Source organism: Agromyces sp. CCNWLW203, assembly GCF_036576125.1.
Lineage (GTDB): Bacteria > Actinomycetota > Actinomycetes > Actinomycetales > Microbacteriaceae > Agromyces.
This window is the reverse complement of the sequence record NZ_JAZHYX010000004.1, coordinates 126,485-147,879: the sequence shown is the minus strand read 5'-3', so window position 1 is coordinate 147,879 and position 21,395 is coordinate 126,485. Positions and strand designations below refer to the sequence as shown.

The following is a 21,395-nucleotide window of genomic DNA, read 5'->3' as shown; positions in this document are numbered from 1 at the left end:
CGGCGGGAGACAGGACATCCGCCATGGCCGACCCGACCTCTCGACTGCTGCGACTGGGAGTGCTCGCGCATTCGCGCAAGCCCGACGAACGACGGCTGCCGCTGCATCCGTCGCACCTGGAGCGCATCGACGGCGACCTGCGTGAGCGCATGATGCTCGAGCAGGGGTACGGCGAGCGCTTCGGCATCTCGGACGCGGCCCTTGTGCCGCTCGTCGGTGCGCTCGGCACTCGCGAGGAGATCATCGCGCAGTGCGACGTCGTGCTCTTGCCGAAGCCGCAGGCCGCCGACCTCGAAGACCTGCGCGATGGCCAGGTGCTCTGGGGCTGGCCGCATTGCGTGCAGGACCGGGAGATGACCCAATTCGCCATCGACAAGCGACTCACGCTCATCGCGTGGGAGGCGATGAACCACTGGACCGAGACGGGCGGCTTCGGGCTGCACGTGTTCCACAAGAACAACGAACTCGCCGGGTACTGCTCCGTGCTCCACGCGCTGCAGCTGTGCGGGTCGACGGGCGACTACGGACGGCGCCTGAGCGCAGTCGTCATAGGATTCGGGGCGACCGCGCGGGGTGCAGTGACGGCGTTGAACGCCCACGGCATCCACGATGTGCGGGTGCTCACCAATCGCGACACTGCGGCGGTCGGCTCGCCGATCCCCTCCGTCGACATCATCCAGTTCGAGCACAATCCCGAGGCCCCGTTCGAGAGCACCGTCAACACCGACGACGGGCCGGTCGCCCTCGCGCCGTTCCTCGCCGAGCGGGACATCGTGGTGAACTGCACCCTGCAGGATCCGAACTCGCCGCTCACCTACCTGCGCACCGAGGACCTCGGCGTCTTCCGGCCGGGCAGCCTCATCGTCGATGTGTCGGTCGATGCCGGCATGGGGTTCGACTGGGCCCGCCCGACGTCGTTCGCGGACCCCATGTTCACCGTGGGGGAGTCGACGAACTACTACGCCGTCGATCACAGCCCGTCGTACCTGTGGAACTCGTCGACGTGGGAGATCAGCGAGGCGCTCATGCCGTTCCTGCGAACGGTCATGGAGGGCCCCGGCGCCTGGGCCTCGTCCGAGACGATCGATCGGGCCACGGAGATCGCCGACGGTCGCATCCGGAACCCGGCCATCCTGGAATTCCAGCGTCGCTCAGCAGAGTACCCGCATGGCTCCGTGGCGTCGGGTGCGCGCGCGCAGCCCCAAGAAAAGATGTAACGAAACGGTAACGGGCTTGCTAGAGTGACCTGCACCGATCGCGCAACGGCGCGCGACGGTGGAAAGGCCCGAACCCGTGCTCCACCCCCTCGACACGGCCGCTCCGGCGACCGGGCGTCGGCGGCCCGCCCAAGCCGACCACGCGACCCGAACGCAAGAACCCACCCGTCGCGAACGCCGCAGGCGCCTCACGAACCCGCCGCCCCGCGGCATGCTGATCAGGCAACGGCGCAGTCTGAACCCGCCGCCTCGAGGCGTGCGGATCGGCCTCGCGAGCCTCGCCGCCGCCGTGCTCGCCGGGCTCCTGCTCTTCGCCCAGGTACCTCCGACCGTCTACGCGATCGACGTCTTCGGTGCCCTCCGCGAACCGGGCGATCCCGCGTTCACGGTCGGCCATCGCGGCGACCGCGCAACGGCCCCCGAGAATACGATGCCGTCCCTCGAGCTCGCCATGGACGAGCTCGCGTTCGTCGAGACCGACGTGCAGCTCACGAGCGACGGCGTGCCCGTGCTCTTCCACGACACGACCCTCGAGCGCATCACGGGGGATCCACGGTCCATCGGCGAGCTCGACGCCGCCGCCGTCGGCCGGCTCGATGCCGGGGCCTGGTACGGCGAGGAGTTCGAGGGCACGCGCATCCCGACGCTCGACGCCTTTCTCGAGGCCCTCGCCGAACGCAGCGACGCTCGGGCGCTCATCGAGCTGAAGGCCGACTGGCGCACCGAGGGCATCCGTGCCGTGACAGGACTCATCGAACGCCATGGCCTCCGCGGGCGCGTCGTGCTGCAGAGCTTCAGCCTCGAGACGCTCTTCGCCCTGCAGCGCGTGGCGCCGACGATTCCGCGCATCATGCTGATCCGCGAGCTGCCGGCGAATCCGGTGCCGATGGCCGAGCGGCTCGGGGTCATCGGGTTCGGCACCACCGCAGCATCCGTCACCGCGCAGCCCGGTGCCCTCGTCGCCCTGCACGAGGCCGGCATCGCCGTGCTCTGCTACACGCTGAACAGTCACGAGCACTGGGAGGAGGTGAGCGCGCTCGGTGTCGACGGCATCATCACCGACGAGCCGAGCGAGCTCGACGACTGGCTGGCGGTCACGGCGCCCGGCACGTGATCGAGGGGGCGCTCAGTCGGCGGATGCCACGGCGATGCCGAGCGACGCGGCCGCCTCGGCGAAGACCTCGCGCATGGTGGGGGTGAAGAGCACGAAGCGGATGAGCTCGGGTGCGGGTGCGTCGGCCGCCGTCGACAGCGCCACGCGCGCGACATCCGCTGCCGGCCAGCCGTACACGCCGGCCGAGACGGCCGGGAGGGCGACCGATGTCGCCCCGAGCGATGCCGCGAGGCCGATCGAGTTGCGGTATGCGGCGGCGAGCAGGAGCCGGCGTGAGTCGGCCTCTGATCCCGCGCCCGGCCAGACCGGCCCGAGCGTGTGGACGACCCATCGCGCCGGAAGGCGTCCGGCGGTCGTCGCGACGGCCTCGCCCGTCGGCAGCCCGCCGGGGAGCGAGGTCGCGCGGAGGCGGCGGCACTCGGCGAGGATCTCGGGACCACCGGCCGCATGGATCGCCCCGTCGACGCCGCCCCCGCCGAGCAGGGTCGAGTTCGCAGCGTTCACGATGGCATCGACCCGTTGCACGGTGAGGTCGCCCGTGACCAGTTCGATGCGCGGCATCCGCTCGACTACCCCCGGTTGTTGGAGAGCTCGAAGATGCGCACGAGTTCGGCCACCGCAGCTTCGCGCTGTTCGCCGCCCGCCTCGTACATCTCGGTCACGTGCGTGCGCAGGTGGTTCTCGACGAGGAGCTTGTTGAGCGAGCCCAACGACTTCTGCACTGCGAGCGAGAGCGTGATGATGTCGACGCAGTAGTCGTCGTTCTCGATCATCTTCTCGATGCCGCGCAACTGGCCCTCGATGATCTTCGTGCGGTGCATGGCTCGCTTCTTGATGTCCTCGATCACGTGAATAGGATACCCCGTTTGCGTCAGATACCCCAGGGGGGTACTGTTGGGATTCGGCAATCGACCCAAGGAGCGACGGATGACCCTGCAGCACGAGACCCGCACGATCGATCTCGGCATCGAGGGAATGACCTGCGCGAGCTGCGTCTCGAGGGTCGAGAAACGCCTCGGGAAACTCGACGGCGTCGCGGCCGAGGTGAACCTCGCGACCGAGAAAGCGCGCGTTTCGTTCCCGTCGACCACGTCGATCGACGACCTCGTCGAGGCCGTGCGCGCCGCGGGCTACACGGCGATCGTGCCCGTCGCGCCGACCGAGCAGAACTCCGGAGATCTCGGCGGACACGCCGGGGTCGGAGCAGCTCAGCACGGCGTGTCGGGCGGCGGCTCCGGAGTTGTGCACGCGGCTGGGGCGAGCAGCGTGGCGGCGAGCAGCGTAGGGGAGCGCAGCGCGGCACGGGGCGCAGGCTCGGGCGCCGCGGCATCCGACCCGCTCATGACCCGCCTCGTGATCTCGGCCCTGCTCACGGTGCCGGTCGTCGTGATCGCGATGGTGCCCGTGCTGCAGTTCACGTACTGGCAGTGGTTCTCGCTCGCCCTCGCGGCGCCGGTCGTCGTCTGGGGCGGCTGGCCGTTCCACCGCGCCGCGGCGGTGAACCTGCGCCACGGCTCGCTCACCATGGACACGCTCGTCTCGCTCGGCACCCTCACGGCGTTCGCCTGGTCGCTCTGGGCGCTCTTCTTCGGGCACGCGGGCATGCCGGGCATGACGCACGAGTGGACGTTCGGGGTGCGCGGCGCGCCCGGCGGCGACATCTACCTCGAGGTGGCCGCGGGCGTCATCACGATCCTGCTGCTCGGGCGGGTGCTCGAGCAGCGGTCGAAGCGCCGTGCGGGCCAGTCGCTGCGCACCCTCCTCGAACTCGCCCCGCGCGAGGTCTCGGTCCTGCGCGGCGAGGGCGCCGCCGAGCGAGAGGAGCGGGTGCGCATCGAGAGCCTCCGCCCCGGCGACCTGTTCGTCGTGCGCCCCGGTGAGCGCATCGCGGCCGACGGCGTCGTCGTGCGCGGTGAGGCCGGCGTCGACGAGAGCATGCTGACCGGTGAGCCGGCACCCGTCGACGTGGCGCCCGGCACCTCGGTGACCGCGGCGACCATCGTGCACGGCGGCAGCCTCGTCGTCGCAGCCGAGCGCGTCGGCGGCGACACCCGACTCGCGCAGATCGCCCGCCTCGTCGAGGACGCCCAGCTCGGCAAGTCGCGCGCGCAGCGCCTCGCCGACCGCATCTCGGCCGTGTTCGTGCCGATCGTCATCGGGCTCGCGGTCGCGACGGCGATCGTGTGGGTCGCCACGGGCAGCCCCGTCGAACAGGCCATCACCGCCGCGGTCGCCGTGCTCGTGATCGCCTGCCCCTGCGCGCTCGGCCTCGCGACGCCGATGGCGATCCTCGTCGGCACGGGGCGCGGCGCCGAACGCGGCATCCTCATCACCGGGCCCGAGGCACTCGACCGTGCGGGCGACGTCGACACGATCCTCCTCGACAAGACCGGCACGCTGACCACGGGCCGCATGAGCCTGACCGCCGTGACGATCGCCGATGGTTCCGTCGGCATCGGCACCGCCGGTGGCGGCGCCGCCCTCGATCTCGCTGCGGCGCTCGAGCGCAGCTCCGAGCACCCGGTGGCCCGGGCGATCGTCGACGGGGCGGATGCCTCGGGGTCGACGTGGCGCGGCGTGCAGGTGAGCGACTTCCGTGCCCACGCCGGGCTCGGGGTCACGGGCGTCGTCGACGGCGTGCCGGCAGCGGCAGGCCGACCGGCGTTCCTCGTCGACCTCGGCTACCGCATGCCGGCGGCGCTCGACGCACGTGCGGCGGCCTCCGACGACACCCTCGTCGCCGTGGGCTCGGCCGGTGAGGTGCAGGCGCTCATCGAGGTCGGCGACCGAGTGCGCGACGGCGCCCGCGAGGCGGTCGACCGGCTCCGCGCCCTCGGCCTGCGACCCGCGCTCGTGACGGGCGACGCCGCGCGACCGGCCGCCCGTGTCGCGGCGGCCCTCGGCATCGACGAGGTGCACGCGGGGGTCAGCCCCGAGGGCAAGCTCGAGATCGTCCGCCGCGAACAGGGCCAGGGGCACCGGGTCGCGATGGTCGGCGACGGCGTGAACGACGCCGCGGCACTCGCGGCGGCCGACCTCGGCATCGCGATGGGCGGGGGCACGGATGCCGCGGCGTCGGCGAGCGACCTCGCACTCACCCGCGATGAGCCGGGCGCGATCGCCGACGCGATCTCGCTCGCCCGGTCGACGCTCCGCACGATCAAGGGCAACCTGTTCTGGGCCTTCGCCTACAACGTCGCGGCGATCCCGCTCGCGGCGGCGGGATTCCTGAACCCGATGATCGCGGGTGCGGCGATGGCGTTCTCCAGCGTGTTCGTGGTGCTGAACAGCCTCCGGCTCCGCCGGGCGTGACGCGCGGCGCGGGCCTCGATCGGCGAGTGCCGATCGGCGCCCGCGCCCGCGCTAGCGTAGGGGCATGCGCCGCTTCCGCTCAGCAGCAGTCATCGGTCTCGCCTCGGCGGTCGTCGGGCTCGTGGCCGCGCTCGCCGCGGCGCTCCCTGCGAGCGCCGCAAGCTCTGCCTCAGTGTCTCTCGGCCCCGGCTCCTCCGTCACGGCAGGCGTCGACGACTTCACCTTCGACTCCTTCGACGCCGTCTACGAGCTCTCGCGCGACGAGGGCGGCCGCTCGGTGCTCGACGCGACCGAGACCCTCGTCGCCCGCTTCCCCGAGTTCGACCAGAACCGAGGCATCCGTCGTGCGCTCCCGAAGTCGTATCGGGGCCACCTCACCGACATCGAGCAGATCACGGTGACCGACGGCACGGGTGCGCCTCGATCGTTCGAGGTCGAGGAGGACGAGGACGACGACGGCTTCCTCTTCGTCACGATCCGCGCCGACGACTTCGTGCACGGCGAGCAGACCTATGTGATCAGCTACCGCCAGCACAACGTCACGCTGCAGCCCGATGACGCCGATGTCGACGAGTTCTACTGGGACGTGAACGGCACGGGCTGGGCGCAGCCGTTCGGACGGGTGAGCGCCGAGCTGCACCTCAGCGACGACGTCGCCGCGGCCCGAACCGGTGCGGTGGCCTGCTATCGCGGCTCCGAGGGCTCGAGCACGCCATGCGAGTCGCTCGAGGAGGAGGCCGAGCCGCCCGTCATCACGGCCGAGGCCTTCGACCTGGCGCCGCGCGAGACCCTGACGCTCGCCGCGGCGTTCCAGCCCGGCACCTTCGTGCCGCGCGACGAGTCGTTCGGCTCCTCGCCCGCCGCGGTCGGCGGCGCGGTCGCGGCCGTGATCGCCGTGCTCGCCGCCGTCGCGGCGCTGGTGCTGCGCATCACGCGCTGGCGCAACCACCCAGGCCGAGGCACGATCATCGCCCAGTACGAGCCGCCGCAGGGCGCCTCGACGTTGGTCGCGTCGGACCTCGTCGGCGCGTCGACGAAGGGCGTGACGGCGACGATCCTCGAACGCGCGGTCGCCGGTCAGCTCCGCATCGTCGAATCCGGCAAGAAGAAGTACGCCGTCGAGTACGTCGGGGCCGGTGACCCCGCCGACCCCGATGCCGACGCGGTCGTGACCGCGCTCTTCGGGGATCGCCGCGTCGGCGAGCGGCGCGAACTCGCCAGCGACACGGCGCTCGGCAAGCGCCTGTACGCGATCAACCAGTCGGTCGGCAAGCGCGTGGTCTCGGCGGGGCTGCGCCACCGGCCCGCCCTCGGGCTCCGCGTGCTGCTCCTCGTCGTCGCGGCCGTCGCCTCGATCGCCTCGTTCGTGCTCGGCGTCATCGCGCTCGAGAACCAGATGGGCGGGTTCTGGCCGGCCGTCTGCTTCATCGTCGGAGGCCTCGCCGCGGTGCTGACGCTCTTCACCGTCGCCGGGGTCCGTCCGCTCACGGAGCAGGGCCGAGCGCTCCGCGACCACCTCGAGGGCCTGCGCCTCTACATCCGCCTCGCCGAGGCCGACCGGCTCCGCGTGCTGCAGAGCCCGAGCGGCGCCCTCCGAGTGGAGCGACCGGCGGCATCCGATGCAGGGGTGGCGTCGGCGGATGCCGCGGCCGCGCCGGTCTCGACCGTCGCCCTCGACCCGGTCACCGTGCTGAAGCTCAACGAGCGCTTGCTGCCATTCGCGGTGCTCTTCGGCCTCGAGCGGGAATGGGCCGAGGTGCTCTCGGCGCTGCACGAGCAGGTCGGCACCGAGCCGACGTGGTACTCCGGAACCAGCGGATTCAACGCCGGCGTGCTCGCGTCGGGCATCTCGTCGTTCTCGTCGGCCTCGAGTTCGTCGTGGTCGGGCTCGGCCTCGAGTTCGGGCTCGAGCGGCTCCGGTGGCGGCGGCTCCGCGGGCGGCGGAGGCGGGGGAGGCGGCGGAGGCGGAGTCTGAGGGCCGACATCGTCAGCGCCGGCATCGTCAGGCGAGCGCGACGACCGTCATTCCTCGTCGGCGGCGGTGACGCCCGGTTCGTCGGCGAGATCGACCCGGCGCTCGGCGTCGACACCGGGCACCTCGTCGTCGAGGCTGTCGTCGATCGTGCGTTCGTCGTCGTCGGCGATGTCGCCCGGTTCGTCGAACTCGGTGTCCTGCGAGACCGTGAAATCGTCATCGGGCACCGTGAAGTCGTCATCGGGCGAGACGCCGTCACCCGCCCCTGCGAGACCGTCCATGAGGCAAGGGTAGGCCTGTCGCGCCGATCTTGCACGGGGTTGACGCTAGACTGGGCCTGCGCACGACGAATCCGTTCTTCGTCCGACCGCGTGAGCTGGGTCTGAATGATCCCGAGTTCGCGCGCTGCTCGGTTCGGGATTCGCGCACCGCGGGCCACCGACCAGTTCGGCGCGGCCGAGCGGTCTCGAACATCTCACGATGTCGAGGGGGGCGCCGAGTCCGTTCGAAGGATTCGGCCCAGACACTGGAGGACCATTGGCCCAGACGAGGCAGCGGCAGCGGACGCGTTCGCGCGACGATGACGCACCGATCATCCCGATCCTCGCGCGCAAGGTGCGCGAGGTGGAGCAGAAGGCGCAGAAGGGCAGGCTCGGCCCGACGAACCGCACGAAGTTCCAGGTGATCGCACTCCTCATGCGTGAAGAGCGTGCACGGGTCAAGGCCGACACCGAGATCACGGATGCCGCGCGCTCCGAGCTCCTCAAGCGACTCGACGGCATCGCGCAGATCCTCGCGAAGACCGCCGCTCGCGACACGAGCCTCATCGCGCTGCTCGAGCCCGACGCCTCGATCTCGACGGTCGCGCAGCGGTTCCGGCGCGACTGGCTGCTCGAGTCGGGTGCCGAGCTCTCGCCCGACGAGCTCATCATCACGCGCGAGGCCGAGGTGACGCCCGTGCTCAGCGAGAACCAGGTGATCCCGGCATCCGTTCGCTCGCGACAGCTCGCGAACCCCTTCCTCGCGCCCGACTTCTCGAAGCAGGCCGCCCCGGCCGTGCCGGTGCGCCGGCTCGCCAACTGGGAGCTGCTCGGTCCGCTGTTCAAGTCGTTCGAGGTCGGCTCCGGCGGCCAGGCCGCCACGATGGAGCTGCCGGAGGCGCCGAAGGTCGACCGGCTCGCACCGCGCGGCCTCGAGCTCATGAAGCACCAGGCGCGCTTCATCGAGAGCGCCCGCCTCGGGCACCGCACGTTCCTGCTCGCCGACGAGCCGGGCCTCGGCAAGACGGCGCAGTCGGTGCTCGCGGCATCCGTCGCCGGTGCCTACCCGCTGCTCGCGGTCGTGCCGAACGTCGTGAAGATGAACTGGGCGCGCGAGGTGGAGCGGTGGACCCCGCACCGCCGTGCGACCGTGATCCACGGCGACGGCGACACGCTCGACGCGTTCGCCGACGTCGTCATCGTCAACTACGACGTGCTCGACCGGCACATGGCGTGGCTGTCGACCCTCGGCTTCAAGGGAATGGTCGTCGACGAGGCGCACTTCATCAAGAACCTGCAGTCGCAGCGCTCGAAGAACGTGCTCGCCCTCGCCGAGCGCATCCGCCGCGCGGCACCCGGCGGCGACCCGCTGCTGCTCGCCCTCACGGGGACGCCGCTCATCAACGACGTCGACGATTTCCGTGCGATCTGGAAGTTCCTCGGCTGGATCGAGGGCGACAAGCCCTCGCCCGAGCTGCTCGGCAAGCTTGAAGAGACGGGGCTCACGCCCGCGGAGCCCGGCTTCTACAGCGCTGCGCGCCGCGCAGTGATCGACCTCGGCATCGTGCGCCGCCGCAAGGTGGATGTCGCGGCCGACCTGCCGGCCAAGCGCATCGCCGACCTGCCCGTCGAGCTCGACGATGAACTCGGCCGTTCGGTGCGTGCCGCCGAGCGCGAGCTCGGCAACCGCCTCGCCGGTCGCTTCCGCGCGCTCGTCGAGGCGCGCAAGCTGCGCGTCGGCGACCTCGACGACGACCAGCGCGACCAGTTCATCCGCGCCGTCGCGAGCGCCGAGCTCGAAGAGGCGAAGTCCACGAAGTCGGGCGAGAACGTCTTCACGATGGTGCGCCGCATCGGCCAGGCCAAGGCCGGCCTCGCGGCCGACTACGCGGCGCAGCTGGCCCGCTCGGTCGGCAAGGTCGTCTTCTTCGCCAAGCACATCGACGTGATGGACCAGGCCGAGGCGGCCTTCGCCGCCCGAGAACTGCGCACCGTCTCGCTCCGCGGCGATCAGACCGCCCTGCAACGACAGGCGGCGATCGACGCGTTCAACAACGACCCCGAGGTCGCCGTCGCCGTCTGCTCGCTCACCGCGGCGGGCGTCGGCGTGAACCTGCAGGCCGCGTCGAACGTCGTGCTCGCCGAGCTCAGCTGGACCGCGGCCGAGCAGACGCAGGCGATCGACCGCGTGCACCGCATCGGCCAAGACGAGCCCGTCACCGCGTGGCGCATCATCGCCGCGCACACGATCGACGCGCGCATCGCCGAGCTCATCGACTCGAAGCAGGGGCTCGCCGCCCGTGCCCTCGACGGCAGCGACGTCGAGCCGGGCTCGGCGGATTCGGTGCAGCTCGACGCCCTGCAGCACCTGCTGCGGCAGGCGCTCGACGGCGCACTGTAGGCGCGAGCACGGCGCCGGTACGGGCGCGACCACGGCGCGAGCTCGGCACGACCCGAGCGCGTCGGAACGGGAAGTCGAGGTTCGCTAGACTTCCCGGAGTCGTGCCCCGATGAAGCGGCTCCGTCGACACCCCCCTGAGCATTGCGTCTCATTCGAGCACAAGGAGTCCCACGAGCATGAAGATCGGCATCCTCACATCGGGCGGCGACTGCCCCGGCCTCAACTCGGTCATCCGCGGTGCCGTGCTGAAGGGCGTCATCGCGCACGACACCGAGTTCGTCGGGTTCCGGTGGGGCTGGAAGGGCGTCGTCGAGACCGACATCATGCCGATCACCCGTCACGACGTTCGCGGACTCGCGAAGGTCGGCGGCACGATCCTCGGCTCGAGCCGCACCAACCCCTTCGAGGGTGAGGGCGGAGGCCCCGAGAACATCCAACGCATGCTCGACGAGCAGGGCATCGACGCGATCATCGCGATCGGCGGCGAAGGCACGCTGACCGCGGCCCGCCGCCTGCACGACGAGGGCGGCATCAACGTCGTCGGCGTTCCCAAGACGATCGACAACGACCTCGCCGCCACCGACTACTCGTTCGGCTTCGACACCGCGGTCGAGATCGCCACCGAGGCGATCGACCGCCTGCGCACCACGGCCGACTCGCACGGGCGCTGCATGGTGCTCGAGGTCATGGGCCGCCACGTCGGCTGGATCGCCCTGCACTCCGGCATGGCCGGCGGCGCGCACGCGATCCTCATCCCCGAGCAGCCGCAGTCGATCGAGCAGATCTGCGAGTGGGTCGAATCGGTGCGCGACCGCGGGCGGGCCCCGCTCGTCGTCGTGGCCGAGGGCTTCACGCTGCCCGGCATGAACGAGGCGCATTCGCACAAGGGCCTCGACGCCTTCAACCGGCCCCGCCTCGGCGGCATCTCCGAGCAGCTCGCGCCGATGATCGAAGAGCGCACGGGCATCGAATCCCGCGCGACGGTACTCGGCCACATCCAGCGCGGCGGCGCTCCTTCGGCATACGACCGCGTGCTCGCGACCCGCCTCGGCATGGCCGCCGTCGACGCCGTCTACGACCGGGCATGGGGCTCGATGGTCACGCTCCGCGGCACCGACATCCGCACCGTCTCGATCGCCGACGCCGTCGGCACCCTCAACCGGGTGCCGCAGTCGCGCTACGACGAGGCGAAGATCCTCTTCGGCTGATCGTGCTGCTGCCCCAGGTGTGCGTCTGCTACCTCCTGCGCGAGCACGATGGCCGCGTCGAGGTGCTCCTGGGGCGCAAGAAGCACGGCCTCGGCATGGGCTACTTCGTCGCGCCGGGCGGCAAGCTCGAACCGGGCGAGTCGGCGACGGATGCAGCGGTGCGCGAGATCTTCGAGGAGTCGGGCCTCGTCGTGGCCGCCGACGACCTCGAGCCGCGCGGCATCCTGAGCTATCACTTCCCGCACAAGGAGGCATGGAGTCAGGAGTCCAACGTCTTCGTGTGCCGCCGGTGGACGGGGGAGCCGGTGCCGTCAGACGAACTCGATCCCGAGTGGTTCGACGTACGCGACATCCCGCTCGACCAGATGTGGGACGACGCGAGCCGCTGGCTGCCCGACGTGCTCGCGGGCGGCACGGTGCGGCGCACGTTCGTGTTCGGCGCCGACCTCGCCTCGGTGGTGGAGGAGCCGGGTTCCGTCCCGTAGTATCGATGGGTGCACGGCGAACAACGACGCTTCTGCAAGGCACGTCCCCTGAACATCTGGTGAAGACCATTCGCGAGAGCGATGGCTGCACCGATCCCAGAGAAAGACGCCGGTGGATCTCACCCTCATCGTCGTGCTGGTCATCGCACTGGCGCTCTTCTTCGACTTCACGAACGGCTTCCACGACACCGCCAACGCGATGGCGACGCCCATCGCGACGGGTGCGCTGAAACCCAAGGTCGCCGTCGGCCTCGCCGCCATCCTGAACCTCATCGGCGCGTTCCTCTCGACCGAGGTGGCCAAGACCATCTCGGGCGGCATCATCAAGGAGGGCGACGGCGGGGTGCTCATCACCCCCGAGCTCATCTTCGCGGGTCTCATCGGCGCGATCGTGTGGAACATGATCACGTGGCTGCTCGGCCTGCCGTCGTCGTCGAGTCACGCGCTCTTCGGCGGCCTGATCGGTGCGGCCCTCGTCGGGTTCGGCGTCGGCGCCATCGACTTCGCCGTCGTGATGTCGAAGGTCATCCTGCCCGCGCTGCTCGCCCCGCTCACCGCCGGGCTCATCGCCTACGGTGCGACGAAGCTGGCGTACGCCATTACCCGTCGCTACGACGGCAAGCCTGACGGGCGCGACCGGTTCCGCCACGCGCAGATCTTCTCCTCCTCGCTCGTCGCCCTCGCGCACGGCACCAACGACGCGCAGAAGACGATGGGCGTCATCACCCTGACGCTCGTCGCCGCGGGTCTCCAGCCCGCCGGCGCCGAGGTGCAGCTCTGGGTCATCGTCACCTGCGCGATCGCGATCGCGCTCGGCACCTACATGGGCGGATGGCGCATCATCAAGACCCTCGGCACGGGCCTGACCGACGTGAAGCCGGCCCAGGGCTTCGCGTCCGAGACGGCGACCGCCGCGACGATCCTCGCCTCGAGCCACGTCGGCTTCGCGCTGTCGACCACGCAGGTCGCCTCAGGCTCGGTCATCGGCTCCGGCCTCGGCCGCCGGGGCTCGAAGGTGCGCTGGCGCACCGCCGGCCGCATCGGCGTGGGCTGGCTCCTGACGCTTCCCGCCGCCGGCGGTGTCGGCGCACTCGCCGCGGTCGTCGCCCACCTCGGCGTCGTCGGCATCATCATCGACACGATCGTGGGCGTCTCCGTGATCGCCGGCATCTTCCTCTGGTCGCGCCGCAACGAGGTCTCCCACCACAACGTGGTGAGCGAGGTCGCCCACTCGGGCCGTGCGGTGAAGATCAAGCGCAATCCGAAGCCGAAGAAGAAGGTGACCTCGTGATCGACCTCGGCGCGTTCCTCCTCGTCTTCGTCTCGGCCCTCGTCGGCACGGTCGTGGTGGTCGCCGCCTACTCCCTCGGTGTTCGGCTCCTCACGCTCTCGGGGCGCACGCCCATCGTGACGCCGGCCGAGTTCACCGACGCGATCACCGTGGTGACGCCCGCCGAGATCCGCCAGGCCGAGAAGCGGGCGGCGAAGGCGAAGAAGAAGAGTCCGTTGAGCGAGGGGCAGAAACGCGCCGCCCTCATCGGTGCGTGGGTGTGCTTCGCCATCAGCGCGTTCGCCGTGATCTACGGCATCTACCTGATCGTCGGCGAGCACGTCATCAAGCTGCTCAGCTGAGCAGCCCAGTCCACCCGTCGCGCCGGCACCCGGCGCGTCCCTCATCGAAGGTTCCCGGATGACCACTGAAACGACCCCTGACACGACCCCTGAGTCGGCCCCCGAGACGGCGCCCCAGAGCGCGAAGCCGTCGCACCCGATCGATCGATTCTTCGAGATCACGAAGCGCGGTTCCACCGTCGGCACCGAGGTGCGCGGCGGCATCGTCACGTTCGTCACGATGGCCTACATCGTGATCCTCAACCCGATCATCCTGTCGGCGGGCGTCGACGTCGACGGCGGCCAGCTCGGGTTCGCCCAGGTCTCGGCCGTCACGGGTCTGACCGCCGGTGTCATGACGATCCTGTTCGGCCTCGTCGCCCGCCTGCCCTTCGGCTTCGCGGCAGGGCTCGGCATCAACTCGTTCCTCGCGGTCTCGGTGGTCGGCCAGGTGACCTGGCCCGAGGCGATGGGCCTCGTGGTCATCAACGGCCTCGTCATCGTGCTGCTCGCCGCGACCGGCCTCCGCCGTCTCATCTTCGACGCGGTGCCGATCCAGCTGAAGCTCGCGATCACGGTCGGCATCGGTGTCTTCATCGCCTTCATCGGCTTCGTGAACGCCGGGTTCGTCACCGCGACCGGCGCCTCCTCGCCGCCCGTGGGGCTCGGCATCGCCGGGTCCGTCGCAACCGTGCCGACCCTCGTCTTCATCTTCACGCTGCTGCTCACCGGCATCCTCGTGGCCCGCAAGGTCAAGGGCGGCATCCTCATCGGCCTCGTCTCGGGCACCGTGCTCGCGGTCGTCGTCGAGGCGATCTGGAACCTCGGGCCGATGTTCGCCGGCGAGGACTTCAACGCCGGCGGCTGGAGCCTCTCGGTGCCCGAGCTCACCGGCTCGATCGTGAGCCTGCCCGACCTCTCGCTCGTCGGACAGGTCTCGTTCGGCAGCTTCGAGCGCATCGGCGTGCTCGCCGCCGTCATGCTCGTCTTCACGCTCGTCTTCACGAACTTCTTCGACGCCATGGGCACGATGACGGGCCTCTCGAAAGAGGCGCAGCTCGCCGACGAGAAGGGCGACTTCCCGCGCCTGAAGTCCGCACTGATCGTCGAGGGTGTCGGCGCCGTCGCGGGCGGGTACGCCTCCGCGTCGTCGAACACGGTCTTCATCGAGTCGGGTGCCGGCATCGGCGAGGGTGCGCGCACGGGCCTCGCCAACATCGTGACCGGCCTGCTGTTCCTCGCCGCGATGTTCTTCACCCCGCTCGTCTCGATCGTGCCGACCGAAGTCGCCTCGGCCGCCCTCGTCATCGTGGGTGCGCTCATGATGGCGCAGATCAAGTACATCGACTTCTCGCAGTTCTCGGTGCTGCTGCCGGTCTTCCTCGCCGTCACCGTCATGCCGCTCACCTACTCGATCGCCAACGGCATCGGCGCGGGCTTCATCGCCTGGGTCGTCGTGCGTTCGCTCTCGGGCAAGGCGCGTGAGATCAGCCCGCTGCTCTGGATCGTCGCGGCCGGCTTCCTCGTGTACTTCGCACGCGGGCCGGTCGAGGCGCTCTTCGCCTGACCTCCAGTTGAGACACGGATGCCCCGTGGCCGATGATCGGCCACGGGGCATCCGTCGTTCATACCGGCGTGCCGGCGAGTGCGTGCTCAGTTCGTGCCGCGGGCTTTCGCGATGCCGTTCATCAGGTGGTAGATCACGATGGCGGCGATCGTGCCGAGCGCGATGCCGTTGAACGAGACCCCGCCGATCGCGAAGGTGAAGTCCGCGATGCCGATGATGAGGGCCGTGGCAGCGGTGAACTGGTTCACGGGCTTGCCGAAGTCGACCTTGTTGTCGAGCCAGATCTTCACGCCGATGATGCCGATGAGGCCGTAGAGCGCCGTGGTGACGCCGCCGAGCACGCCGGCGGGGATCGTGTTGATGACCTCGCCGAACTTGGGGGAGAGGCCGAGCAGCACGGCGACGATGCCGGCGACCCAGTAGGCGGCGGTCGAGTAGATGCGCGTCGCCGCCATGACGCCGATGTTCTCGCCGTAGGTCGTGGTGCCCGAGCCGCCGAAGAATCCGGCGATCGTGGTGGCGAGGCCGTCGGCGAAGAGCGCGCGACCCGTCGACCGGTTGACCGACGGGTCGGTCATCTGCGCGACGCCCTTGATATGGCCCACGTTCTCGGCGATGAGCACGAGCACGACGGGCAGGAACGCGGGAAGGAAGCCCCACACGGCGGCGTCGGCGAACGGGTTCGCCGGGAGATGGAAGGTCGGCAGGCCGACCCACGCGGCGTCCTCGATGCGCGCGAAGTCGATCTCGCCCTGGATCGCCGCGGCGATGTAGCCGATCACCACGCCGACGAGGATCGACATCCGGCCGAGGATGCCGCGGAACGCGACACTCACGATGATGACGGCCGCGAGCGTGATGAGCGCCGTCAGCGGGGCGAGCATGAAGTTGTTCTTCGCGGCGGGCGCGAGGTTGAAGCCGATGAGCGCGACGATCGCACCCGCGACGACGGGCGGCATGAGCACATCGATCCAGCGTGTGCCGACCCACTGCACCAGGAGGCCCACGAGCGCGAGCAGCACGCCGACGACGACGATGCCGAAGAGCGCAGCGCCCATGGGGTCGCCGATGCCCTTCGCGCCCATCGCCGCGCTGATCGGGGCGATGAAGGCGAACGACGAGCCGAGGTAGCTCGGTACCCGGTTCTTCGTGATCACGAGGAAGAGGATCGTGCCGATGCCGGAGAAGAACAGCGTCGTCGCGGGCGGGAAACCCGTCAGGATCGGCACGAGGAAGGTCGCGCCGAACATGGCGACGACGTGCTGTGCGCCGAGGCCGATCGTGCGGGGCCAGCTCAGGCGTTCACCGGGAGCGACGACCTCGCCGGGGTTGACGTTCTTGCCGTCGCCGTGGAGAGTCCAGGGCAGAGTCATGCTGCTCCGTTTCATGGGAGTCGAAGGGTGGGGATCCATCCGATCGTATCGGGGGGATAGCCCCATACCGCGCGATTCCGCGGGTCCGTAGCGTGGAAGCACGCCCGCAAACGGGGCACCCATGAACAGGAGAGCACACCATGACCACCGTCACCGACACCGCAACCCAGGCGCCGTTCGCGGAGCCGAACCCCTACGCCGCGCCGGCAGCGGAGGCGCGCGGGTTCAGCATCTCGAGCCTCGTGCTCGGCCTCGTCTCGATCGTGGCGAGCTCCACCTTCTTCGTGCCGGTGATCGGGCTCGTGCTCGGCATCCTGGCGCTCAGTCGCGAGCCGGCGTCGCGCACTATGGCCATCTGGGGCATCGTGCTGAACGGCGTCATGCTCGCCGGCACCGTGCTCTTCGGCGCCCTCGCGCTCGTCTTCGGACTCGCGATGCTGCCCTTCGCGTTCCTCTGAGTTCGTCGGTCGAGGATGCGGCGGGGCGAGGGGCGCCCCGTCGCATTCGTCTCGCACGGTCGGCGACGATAGGCTCGGTGTCGAGTACGAGCGCGGCGATCCCGCGCAGACCCCAGGCGATGGAGCCGGCTGCGGGGGCAAGACACCCACTTGTCCGATCGCGCACGACTCCGTGGAGGAAGAGATGCACGAGCCCGAGCGCACCGGCGACCAGTCCACCGATGACACGTACACCGATCCGACGCTCGTCGGCGGCAGTGCACAGCCATCCACTCGAACCGAGACCGACTCCCTCGGCTCGGTCGAGGTGCCGGCCGATGCCTACTGGGGCGTGCACACGATGCGTGCGCTCGAGAACTTCCCGATCTCCAAGCGCCCGATCTCCGTCTACCCCGACCTCGTCGTGGCGCTCGCCTCGGTCAAGCAGGCCGCAGCACGCGCCAATCGCGAGGTCGGCGTGCTCACCGACCAGAAGGCCGCCTGGATCGACGACGCCTGCCAGCGCATCATCGAGGGCGAGCACCACGACCAGTTCGTGGTCGGCGTGATCCAGGGCGGTGCCGGCACCTCGACGAATATGAACGCGAACGAGGTCATCGCGAACCTCGCGCTCGAGATGGCCGGCTACCCCAAGGGCCGCTACGACGTCCTGCACCCGATCGACGACGTCAACCGCAGCCAGTCGACGAACGACACGTATCCGACCGCAGTCAAGCTCGCGATGACATTCTCGCTCACGACGATGATGCGCGAGCTCGATCTGCTCCGCGTCTCGTTCGGTCGCAAGGGTCAGGAGTTCCACGAGGTGCTGAAGGTGGGTCGCACCCAGCTGCAGGACGCCGTTCCGATGACGCTCGGTCAGGAGTTCCACAGCTTCTCGACGACGCTCGGCGAAGACCACGAGCGCCTGAACGAGACCATCAAGCTCCTCTCCGAGGTGAACCTCGGCGCGACCGCGATCGGCACCGGCATCACGGCCGACCCCGGGTATGCGGCGGCCGCCGTGCGCCACCTCAGCGCGATCACCGGGCTCCGTCTCGTGTCGGCGCCCGATCTCATCGAGGCGACGAGCGACACGGGCGTCTTCATGACGTTCTCGAGCGCGCTGAAGCGCAGCGCGATCAAGCTCTCGAAGATCTGCAACGACCTGCGCCTGCTCTCGTCGGGTCCGCAGGCCGGGTTCGGCGAGATCAACCTGCCGCCGCGGCAGGCGGGCTCGAGCATCATGCCCGGCAAGGTCAACCCGGTGATCCCCGAGGCGGTGAGCCAGGTCGCCTACGCGGTGGCCGGTGCCGACGTCACGGTCATGATGGCCGCCGAGAACGGCCAATTGCAGTTGAACGCCTTCGAGCCGGTGATCGCCCACTCGCTGCTGCAGTCGATCACGTGGATGCGCCAGGCCTGCTGGACCCTCCGCGTCAACTGCGTCGACGGCATCACCGCGAACGTCGACCGGCTCGAGGCGATGGTCGCCTCGAGCGTCGGCGTGATCACGGCGCTCATCCCGTTCATCGGCTACACCGAGGCATCCACCATCGCGAAGCTCGCCCTGAAGACCGGCCGGCCCGTCGCCGACCTCGTCGTCGAGGCAGGGCTCATGAGCCGCGAGGCCGTGATGGCGCAGTTGCAGCCGTCGAAGCTCTCGGGGATCCGCCCGATCACGATGGCGATTCCGCTCGTCGACCTGCAGGGCGAGCCGAGCGAGTAGTACGCCTGCTGGGTGCCGCGTCCGACTGGCGCGGCACCGAACCGGTCAGACGACGCGGCAGTGGGTGGTCAGCGAGCCGATGCCCTCGACGGTGACGGTGACGGTCGAGCCGTCGCGCAGGAACACCGGGGGCTTGCGCGAGTAGCCGGCGCCGCCGGGGCTGCCGGTCGAGATGAGCGTTCCCGGGGGGATCGTGGCCGAGCGCGAGAGCAGCGAGATGATCTCGGCAACGCTGCGCACCATCTCGTTCGTCGAGGCGTCCTGCATGATGCTGCCGTCGAGGTTCGTGGTGAGCCAGAGGTTCTGCGGGTCGGGGATCTCGTCGGCCGTGACGACCACGGGGCCGGTCGGCGTGAAGCCGTCGAACGACTTGCAGCGCGACCACTGCGCCTCGCTGAACTGGATGTCGCGTGCCGTGATGTCGTTGACCACGGTGTAGCCCCACACGTAGTCGAGCGCGTCGCGCACGTGCACGCCGCGGGCGGGGCGGCCGATGATGACGCCGAGTTCGGCCTCGTAGTCGACCTGCGTGGTCAGGTCTTCGGGCCAGGTGGTCGTGGCGCCATGCGCCGTGAGCGAGTTCGGCCAGAGCGAGAAGATCGTCATCGCCGTCTCGGAGCGCAGCTTCAGCTCGGAGGCGTGCGCAGCGTAGTTCGCACCGATCGCGATGACCTGGGCCGGGCGGAGCACGGCCGAGGAGTGCCGCAGCGCCGCGACCGGGGTCAGCTCGGCGTCGAGCGAGACCGCGGTGTCGACGACCTCGCGCACTTCGGCGAGGCCCTCGGGGCCTCGCTCGATCAGATCCTGCAGGTCGCGGGGCGGTCGCTCCATGAACTCGTCGAGGAAGAGCGCCGAGTCCGCGATCACCGCCGCGAGCCGAGGGGTCGTCTGGCCTTCGACTCTCAAGTGCGCGAACTTCACCTCTTCAGGCTATCGGGCGAGACGGCGATCCGGCTGTGCACGTTGTACAACGAACACAGCCGGATGCACCATCACGTCGACAATCCGAGCGGATGCCGCGTCAGCATCGCCGCCGGCATCGATACCGGATGCCGCGTCAGTTCCCTGCCGGGCGGAGCCGCAGTTGCTGCATGCCGCCGTCGACCGCGAGCTCCACGCCGGTGGTCGATCCCGATGCGGGGCTCGCGAGGTACGCGACTGCGCCCGCCACCTCGTCGGCCGCGACGAGGCGGCCGTGCGGCTGGCGTGCCTCGAGTGCGGCGCGCTCGGCTGCAGGGTCTGCTGCCGATGCCAGCAGGCGGCCGATCCACGGGGTGTCGGCGGTGCCCGGGTTCACGGCGTTCACCCGGATGCCCTCGCGCAGGTGGTCGGCGGCCATGGCGCGCGTGAGTGCCGAGACGGCACCCTTGCTCGCGCTGTAAAGCGCCCGCTCGGGGATTCCGGCGGTGGCCGCGATCGAGGCGGTGTTGACGATCGACGCCGAAGGGGAGTTGCGCAGGTGCGGCAGCGCGGCGCGCGCGACGCGCATCATGCCGAGCACGTTGATGTCGAACACCCGGTGCCACTCCTCGTCGGAGTTCGCCTCGATCGTGCCCTGCGCGCCGATGCCGGCGTTGTTCACGACGATGTCGATGCGGCCGAGCTCGGCGGCGACCCGTTCGACGCCCGCCCGGACGCTCGCGTCGTCGGCCACGTCGACGGCGATGGCGAGGTCGGCGTGCGCCGCGGCATCCGGCTGCAGGTCGAAGACGGCCACGCGCGCGCCGCCCTGCTGCAGGCGGTCGGCGATCGCGGCGCCGATGCCCGACGCGCCGCCCGTGACGATCGCGACGAGGCCGCTGAATTCGTTGCTCATGTGGGAGTCCTTCCGGGTCGAGCTGATCGGGTCAGGCGGAGACGTACTGCTGGCGCTGGGCGCCGAGACCCTCGATGTCGAGTTCGACGACGTCGCCCGCGGCGAGGTAGGGGAAGCGGCCCGAGAGGGCGACGCCCTCGGGGGTGCCGGTGAGCACGAGGTCGCCCGGTTCGAGGGTGAGGTACTGGCTGAGGGTCCAGACGATCGTGTCGATGTCGAAGATGAGGTCCGCGGTGCGCGAGTCTTGGCGGGGCTCGCCGTTCACGAAGCTGCGCAGGCGAACGTCGTCGGCGTTCAGTTCGTCGTTCGTCGCGAGCCAAGGGCCGGTCGGGCAGAAGCCGGGAGCGCTCTTGCCCTTCGACCACTGGCCGCCCGACACGGCGATCTGCCAGTCGCGCTCGGAGAGGTCGTTGGCCATCACGAAGCCGGCGACGTGCGCGCGGGCGTCGGCGGGGGAGTCGAGGTAGCTCGCGCGTCGGCCGATGACGATGCCGAGCTCGACTTCCCAGTCGGTCTTCTCGCTGCCGCGCGGGATGGCGACGTCGTCGTACGGGCCGACGATCGTGTTCGGGGCCTTCATGAACATGACGATCTGCTTCGGCGGCTCGGAGCCCGACTCCGCGGCGTGCGCCGCGTAGTTCATGCCGACGCAGTAGACGGCCGACGGGCGGGCGATGGGCGCACCGACGCGGAGTTCGGCGGCATCTGCGACCTCGGGCAGTTCGCCGGCGGCGACGGCCGCACGAGCGCGCTCGATGCCCTCGCTGAGGAACACCCCGTCGATGTCGGCGGTGATCGATCGCAGGTCGAGCGTGCGATCGCCGTCGATGACGACGGGGATCTCGGCGCCGGCGTTGCCGAGGCGGGCGAATCTCATGCGGGTCCTCTCC

At 70.1% G+C, this 21,395-nt stretch carries 19 protein-coding genes; 12 read left to right on the top strand and 7 right to left on the bottom strand.

The window, feature by feature from the left end; translation table 11 throughout:
- Positions 1 to 23: 23 nt before the first annotated feature.
- Together VPH61_RS11025 and VPH61_RS11020 are read left to right on the top strand one after the other, a co-directional pair.
- Entirely contained in the window at positions 24 to 1,217 is a 1,194-nt protein-coding gene (locus VPH61_RS11025) for a N(5)-(carboxyethyl)ornithine synthase (RefSeq protein WP_332063540.1), read from the top strand.
- A 256-nt stretch (positions 1,218 to 1,473) separates the two neighbouring features.
- Positions 1,474 to 2,331, top strand: a complete 858-nt coding sequence (locus VPH61_RS11020) for a glycerophosphodiester phosphodiesterase (protein WP_332063539.1) — start codon at positions 1,474 to 1,476, stop codon at positions 2,329 to 2,331.
- 12 nt (positions 2,332 to 2,343) lie between these two features.
- On the opposite strand, the gene VPH61_RS11015 is transcribed toward VPH61_RS11020, so the two are convergent.
- Positions 2,344 to 2,892 carry an O-acetyl-ADP-ribose deacetylase gene (locus VPH61_RS11015; RefSeq protein WP_332063538.1) on the bottom strand — a complete coding sequence of 183 codons (549 nt, stop codon included), beginning with the start codon at positions 2,890 to 2,892 and terminating at the stop codon, positions 2,344 to 2,346.
- Between the two features lie 8 nt (positions 2,893 to 2,900).
- Positions 2,901 to 3,179 (bottom strand): metal-sensitive transcriptional regulator, encoded by a 279-nt coding sequence (locus tag VPH61_RS11010; protein ID WP_022893547.1) that lies wholly within the window; start codon positions 3,177 to 3,179, stop codon positions 2,901 to 2,903.
- A gap of 79 nt (positions 3,180 to 3,258) precedes the next feature.
- Here VPH61_RS11010 and VPH61_RS11005 point away from each other — a divergent pair, with 79 nt between their 5' ends.
- On the top strand, positions 3,259 to 5,643 hold the full coding sequence (locus VPH61_RS11005) for a heavy metal translocating P-type ATPase (RefSeq protein WP_332063537.1): 2,385 nt from the start codon (positions 3,259 to 3,261) through the stop codon (positions 5,641 to 5,643).
- Between the two features lie 64 nt (positions 5,644 to 5,707).
- A complete protein-coding gene (locus tag VPH61_RS11000; RefSeq protein WP_332063536.1) occupies positions 5,708 to 7,618 on the top strand; it encodes a DUF2207 family protein in 1,911 nt (636 codons plus the stop codon).
- 47 nt (positions 7,619 to 7,665) lie between these two features.
- Here the strand turns inward: VPH61_RS11000 and VPH61_RS10995 are convergent, their stop codons facing one another.
- Complete coding sequence (locus VPH61_RS10995; RefSeq protein ID WP_332063535.1) at positions 7,666 to 7,899, bottom strand: hypothetical protein; 234 nt, start codon at positions 7,897 to 7,899, stop codon at positions 7,666 to 7,668.
- Positions 7,900 to 8,098: 199 nt separating this feature from the next.
- Here VPH61_RS10995 and VPH61_RS10990 point away from each other — a divergent pair, with 199 nt between their 5' ends.
- The 6 genes from VPH61_RS10990 to VPH61_RS10965 all read left to right on the top strand — a co-directional run bounded on the left by VPH61_RS10990 (position 8,099) and on the right by VPH61_RS10965 (position 15,150).
- Positions 8,099 to 10,279 (top strand): DEAD/DEAH box helicase, encoded by a 2,181-nt coding sequence (locus tag VPH61_RS10990; protein WP_332063534.1) that lies wholly within the window; start codon positions 8,099 to 8,101, stop codon positions 10,277 to 10,279.
- 176 nt (positions 10,280 to 10,455) lie between these two features.
- Positions 10,456 to 11,487, top strand: coding sequence for a 6-phosphofructokinase (locus VPH61_RS10985; RefSeq protein ID WP_332063533.1), 1,032 nt, complete (start codon positions 10,456 to 10,458; stop codon positions 11,485 to 11,487).
- A gap of 2 nt (positions 11,488 to 11,489) precedes the next feature.
- Positions 11,490 to 11,972, top strand: a complete 483-nt coding sequence (locus VPH61_RS10980) for an 8-oxo-dGTP diphosphatase (RefSeq protein WP_332063532.1) — start codon at positions 11,490 to 11,492, stop codon at positions 11,970 to 11,972.
- A gap of 112 nt (positions 11,973 to 12,084) precedes the next feature.
- A complete protein-coding gene (locus tag VPH61_RS10975; RefSeq protein WP_332063531.1) occupies positions 12,085 to 13,263 on the top strand; it encodes an inorganic phosphate transporter in 1,179 nt (392 codons plus the stop codon).
- Positions 13,260 to 13,604 carry a peptidase gene (locus VPH61_RS10970; protein ID WP_332063530.1) on the top strand — a complete coding sequence of 115 codons (345 nt, stop codon included), beginning with the start codon at positions 13,260 to 13,262 and terminating at the stop codon, positions 13,602 to 13,604. Before VPH61_RS10975 ends, VPH61_RS10970 begins: the two co-directional genes overlap by 4 nt.
- A gap of 58 nt (positions 13,605 to 13,662) precedes the next feature.
- The gene (locus VPH61_RS10965; protein WP_332063529.1) at positions 13,663 to 15,150 is read left to right on the top strand and encodes an NCS2 family permease; all 1,488 of its coding nucleotides are present in this window, start codon (positions 13,663 to 13,665) and stop codon (positions 15,148 to 15,150) included.
- An 86-nt stretch (positions 15,151 to 15,236) separates the two neighbouring features.
- Here the strand turns inward: VPH61_RS10965 and VPH61_RS10960 are convergent, their stop codons facing one another.
- Entirely contained in the window at positions 15,237 to 16,523 is a 1,287-nt protein-coding gene (locus VPH61_RS10960) for a uracil-xanthine permease family protein (protein WP_332063528.1), read from the bottom strand.
- 140 nt (positions 16,524 to 16,663) lie between these two features.
- Between VPH61_RS10960 and VPH61_RS10955 the strand changes: the two genes are divergently transcribed.
- Together VPH61_RS10955 and VPH61_RS10950 are read left to right on the top strand one after the other, a co-directional pair.
- Entirely contained in the window at positions 16,664 to 16,981 is a 318-nt protein-coding gene (locus tag VPH61_RS10955; protein ID WP_332063527.1) for a DUF4190 domain-containing protein, read from the top strand.
- Positions 16,982 to 17,165: 184 nt separating this feature from the next.
- A complete protein-coding gene (locus VPH61_RS10950; protein WP_332063526.1) occupies positions 17,166 to 18,689 on the top strand; it encodes an aspartate ammonia-lyase in 1,524 nt (507 codons plus the stop codon).
- 45 nt (positions 18,690 to 18,734) lie between these two features.
- On the opposite strand, the gene VPH61_RS10945 is transcribed toward VPH61_RS10950, so the two are convergent.
- From VPH61_RS10945 to VPH61_RS10935, 3 genes are all read right to left on the bottom strand, one after another.
- Positions 18,735 to 19,610, bottom strand: a complete 876-nt coding sequence (locus tag VPH61_RS10945) for a fumarylacetoacetate hydrolase family protein (RefSeq protein WP_332063525.1) — start codon at positions 19,608 to 19,610, stop codon at positions 18,735 to 18,737.
- A gap of 136 nt (positions 19,611 to 19,746) precedes the next feature.
- Positions 19,747 to 20,505: an SDR family NAD(P)-dependent oxidoreductase gene (locus tag VPH61_RS10940; protein ID WP_332063524.1), complete on the bottom strand. Its 759-nt coding sequence runs from the start codon at positions 20,503 to 20,505 to the stop codon at positions 19,747 to 19,749.
- A 31-nt stretch (positions 20,506 to 20,536) separates the two neighbouring features.
- On the bottom strand, positions 20,537 to 21,382 hold the full coding sequence (locus VPH61_RS10935) for a fumarylacetoacetate hydrolase family protein (RefSeq protein ID WP_332063523.1): 846 nt from the start codon (positions 21,380 to 21,382) through the stop codon (positions 20,537 to 20,539).
- Between the last annotated feature and the right edge of the window lie 13 nt (positions 21,383 to 21,395).

What these genes read in the sequence shown, in the direction of transcription:
- VPH61_RS11025 (WP_332063540.1), top strand. Translation starts at nt 24, where the DNA reads ATGGCCGACCCGACCTCTCGACTGCTGCGACTGGGAGTGCTCGCGCAT.
- VPH61_RS11015 (WP_332063538.1), bottom strand. Translation starts at nt 2,892, where the DNA reads ATGCCGCGCATCGAACTGGTCACGGGCGACCTCACCGTGCAACGGGTC.
- VPH61_RS11005 (WP_332063537.1), top strand. Translation starts at nt 3,259, where the DNA reads ATGACCCTGCAGCACGAGACCCGCACGATCGATCTCGGCATCGAGGGA.
- VPH61_RS11000 (WP_332063536.1), top strand. Translation starts at nt 5,708, where the DNA reads ATGCGCCGCTTCCGCTCAGCAGCAGTCATCGGTCTCGCCTCGGCGGTC.
- VPH61_RS10995 (WP_332063535.1), bottom strand. Translation starts at nt 7,899, where the DNA reads ATGGACGGTCTCGCAGGGGCGGGTGACGGCGTCTCGCCCGATGACGAC.
- VPH61_RS10990 (WP_332063534.1), top strand. Translation starts at nt 8,099, where the DNA reads ATGTCGAGGGGGGCGCCGAGTCCGTTCGAAGGATTCGGCCCAGACACT.
- VPH61_RS10985 (WP_332063533.1), top strand. Translation starts at nt 10,456, where the DNA reads ATGAAGATCGGCATCCTCACATCGGGCGGCGACTGCCCCGGCCTCAAC.
- VPH61_RS10965 (WP_332063529.1), top strand. Translation starts at nt 13,663, where the DNA reads ATGACCACTGAAACGACCCCTGACACGACCCCTGAGTCGGCCCCCGAG.
- VPH61_RS10960 (WP_332063528.1), bottom strand. Translation starts at nt 16,523, where the DNA reads ATGACTCTGCCCTGGACTCTCCACGGCGACGGCAAGAACGTCAACCCC.
- VPH61_RS10955 (WP_332063527.1), top strand. Translation starts at nt 16,664, where the DNA reads ATGACCACCGTCACCGACACCGCAACCCAGGCGCCGTTCGCGGAGCCG.
- VPH61_RS10950 (WP_332063526.1), top strand. Translation starts at nt 17,166, where the DNA reads ATGCACGAGCCCGAGCGCACCGGCGACCAGTCCACCGATGACACGTAC.
- VPH61_RS10940 (WP_332063524.1), bottom strand. Translation starts at nt 20,505, where the DNA reads ATGAGCAACGAATTCAGCGGCCTCGTCGCGATCGTCACGGGCGGCGCG.
- VPH61_RS10935 (WP_332063523.1), bottom strand. Translation starts at nt 21,382, where the DNA reads ATGAGATTCGCCCGCCTCGGCAACGCCGGCGCCGAGATCCCCGTCGTC.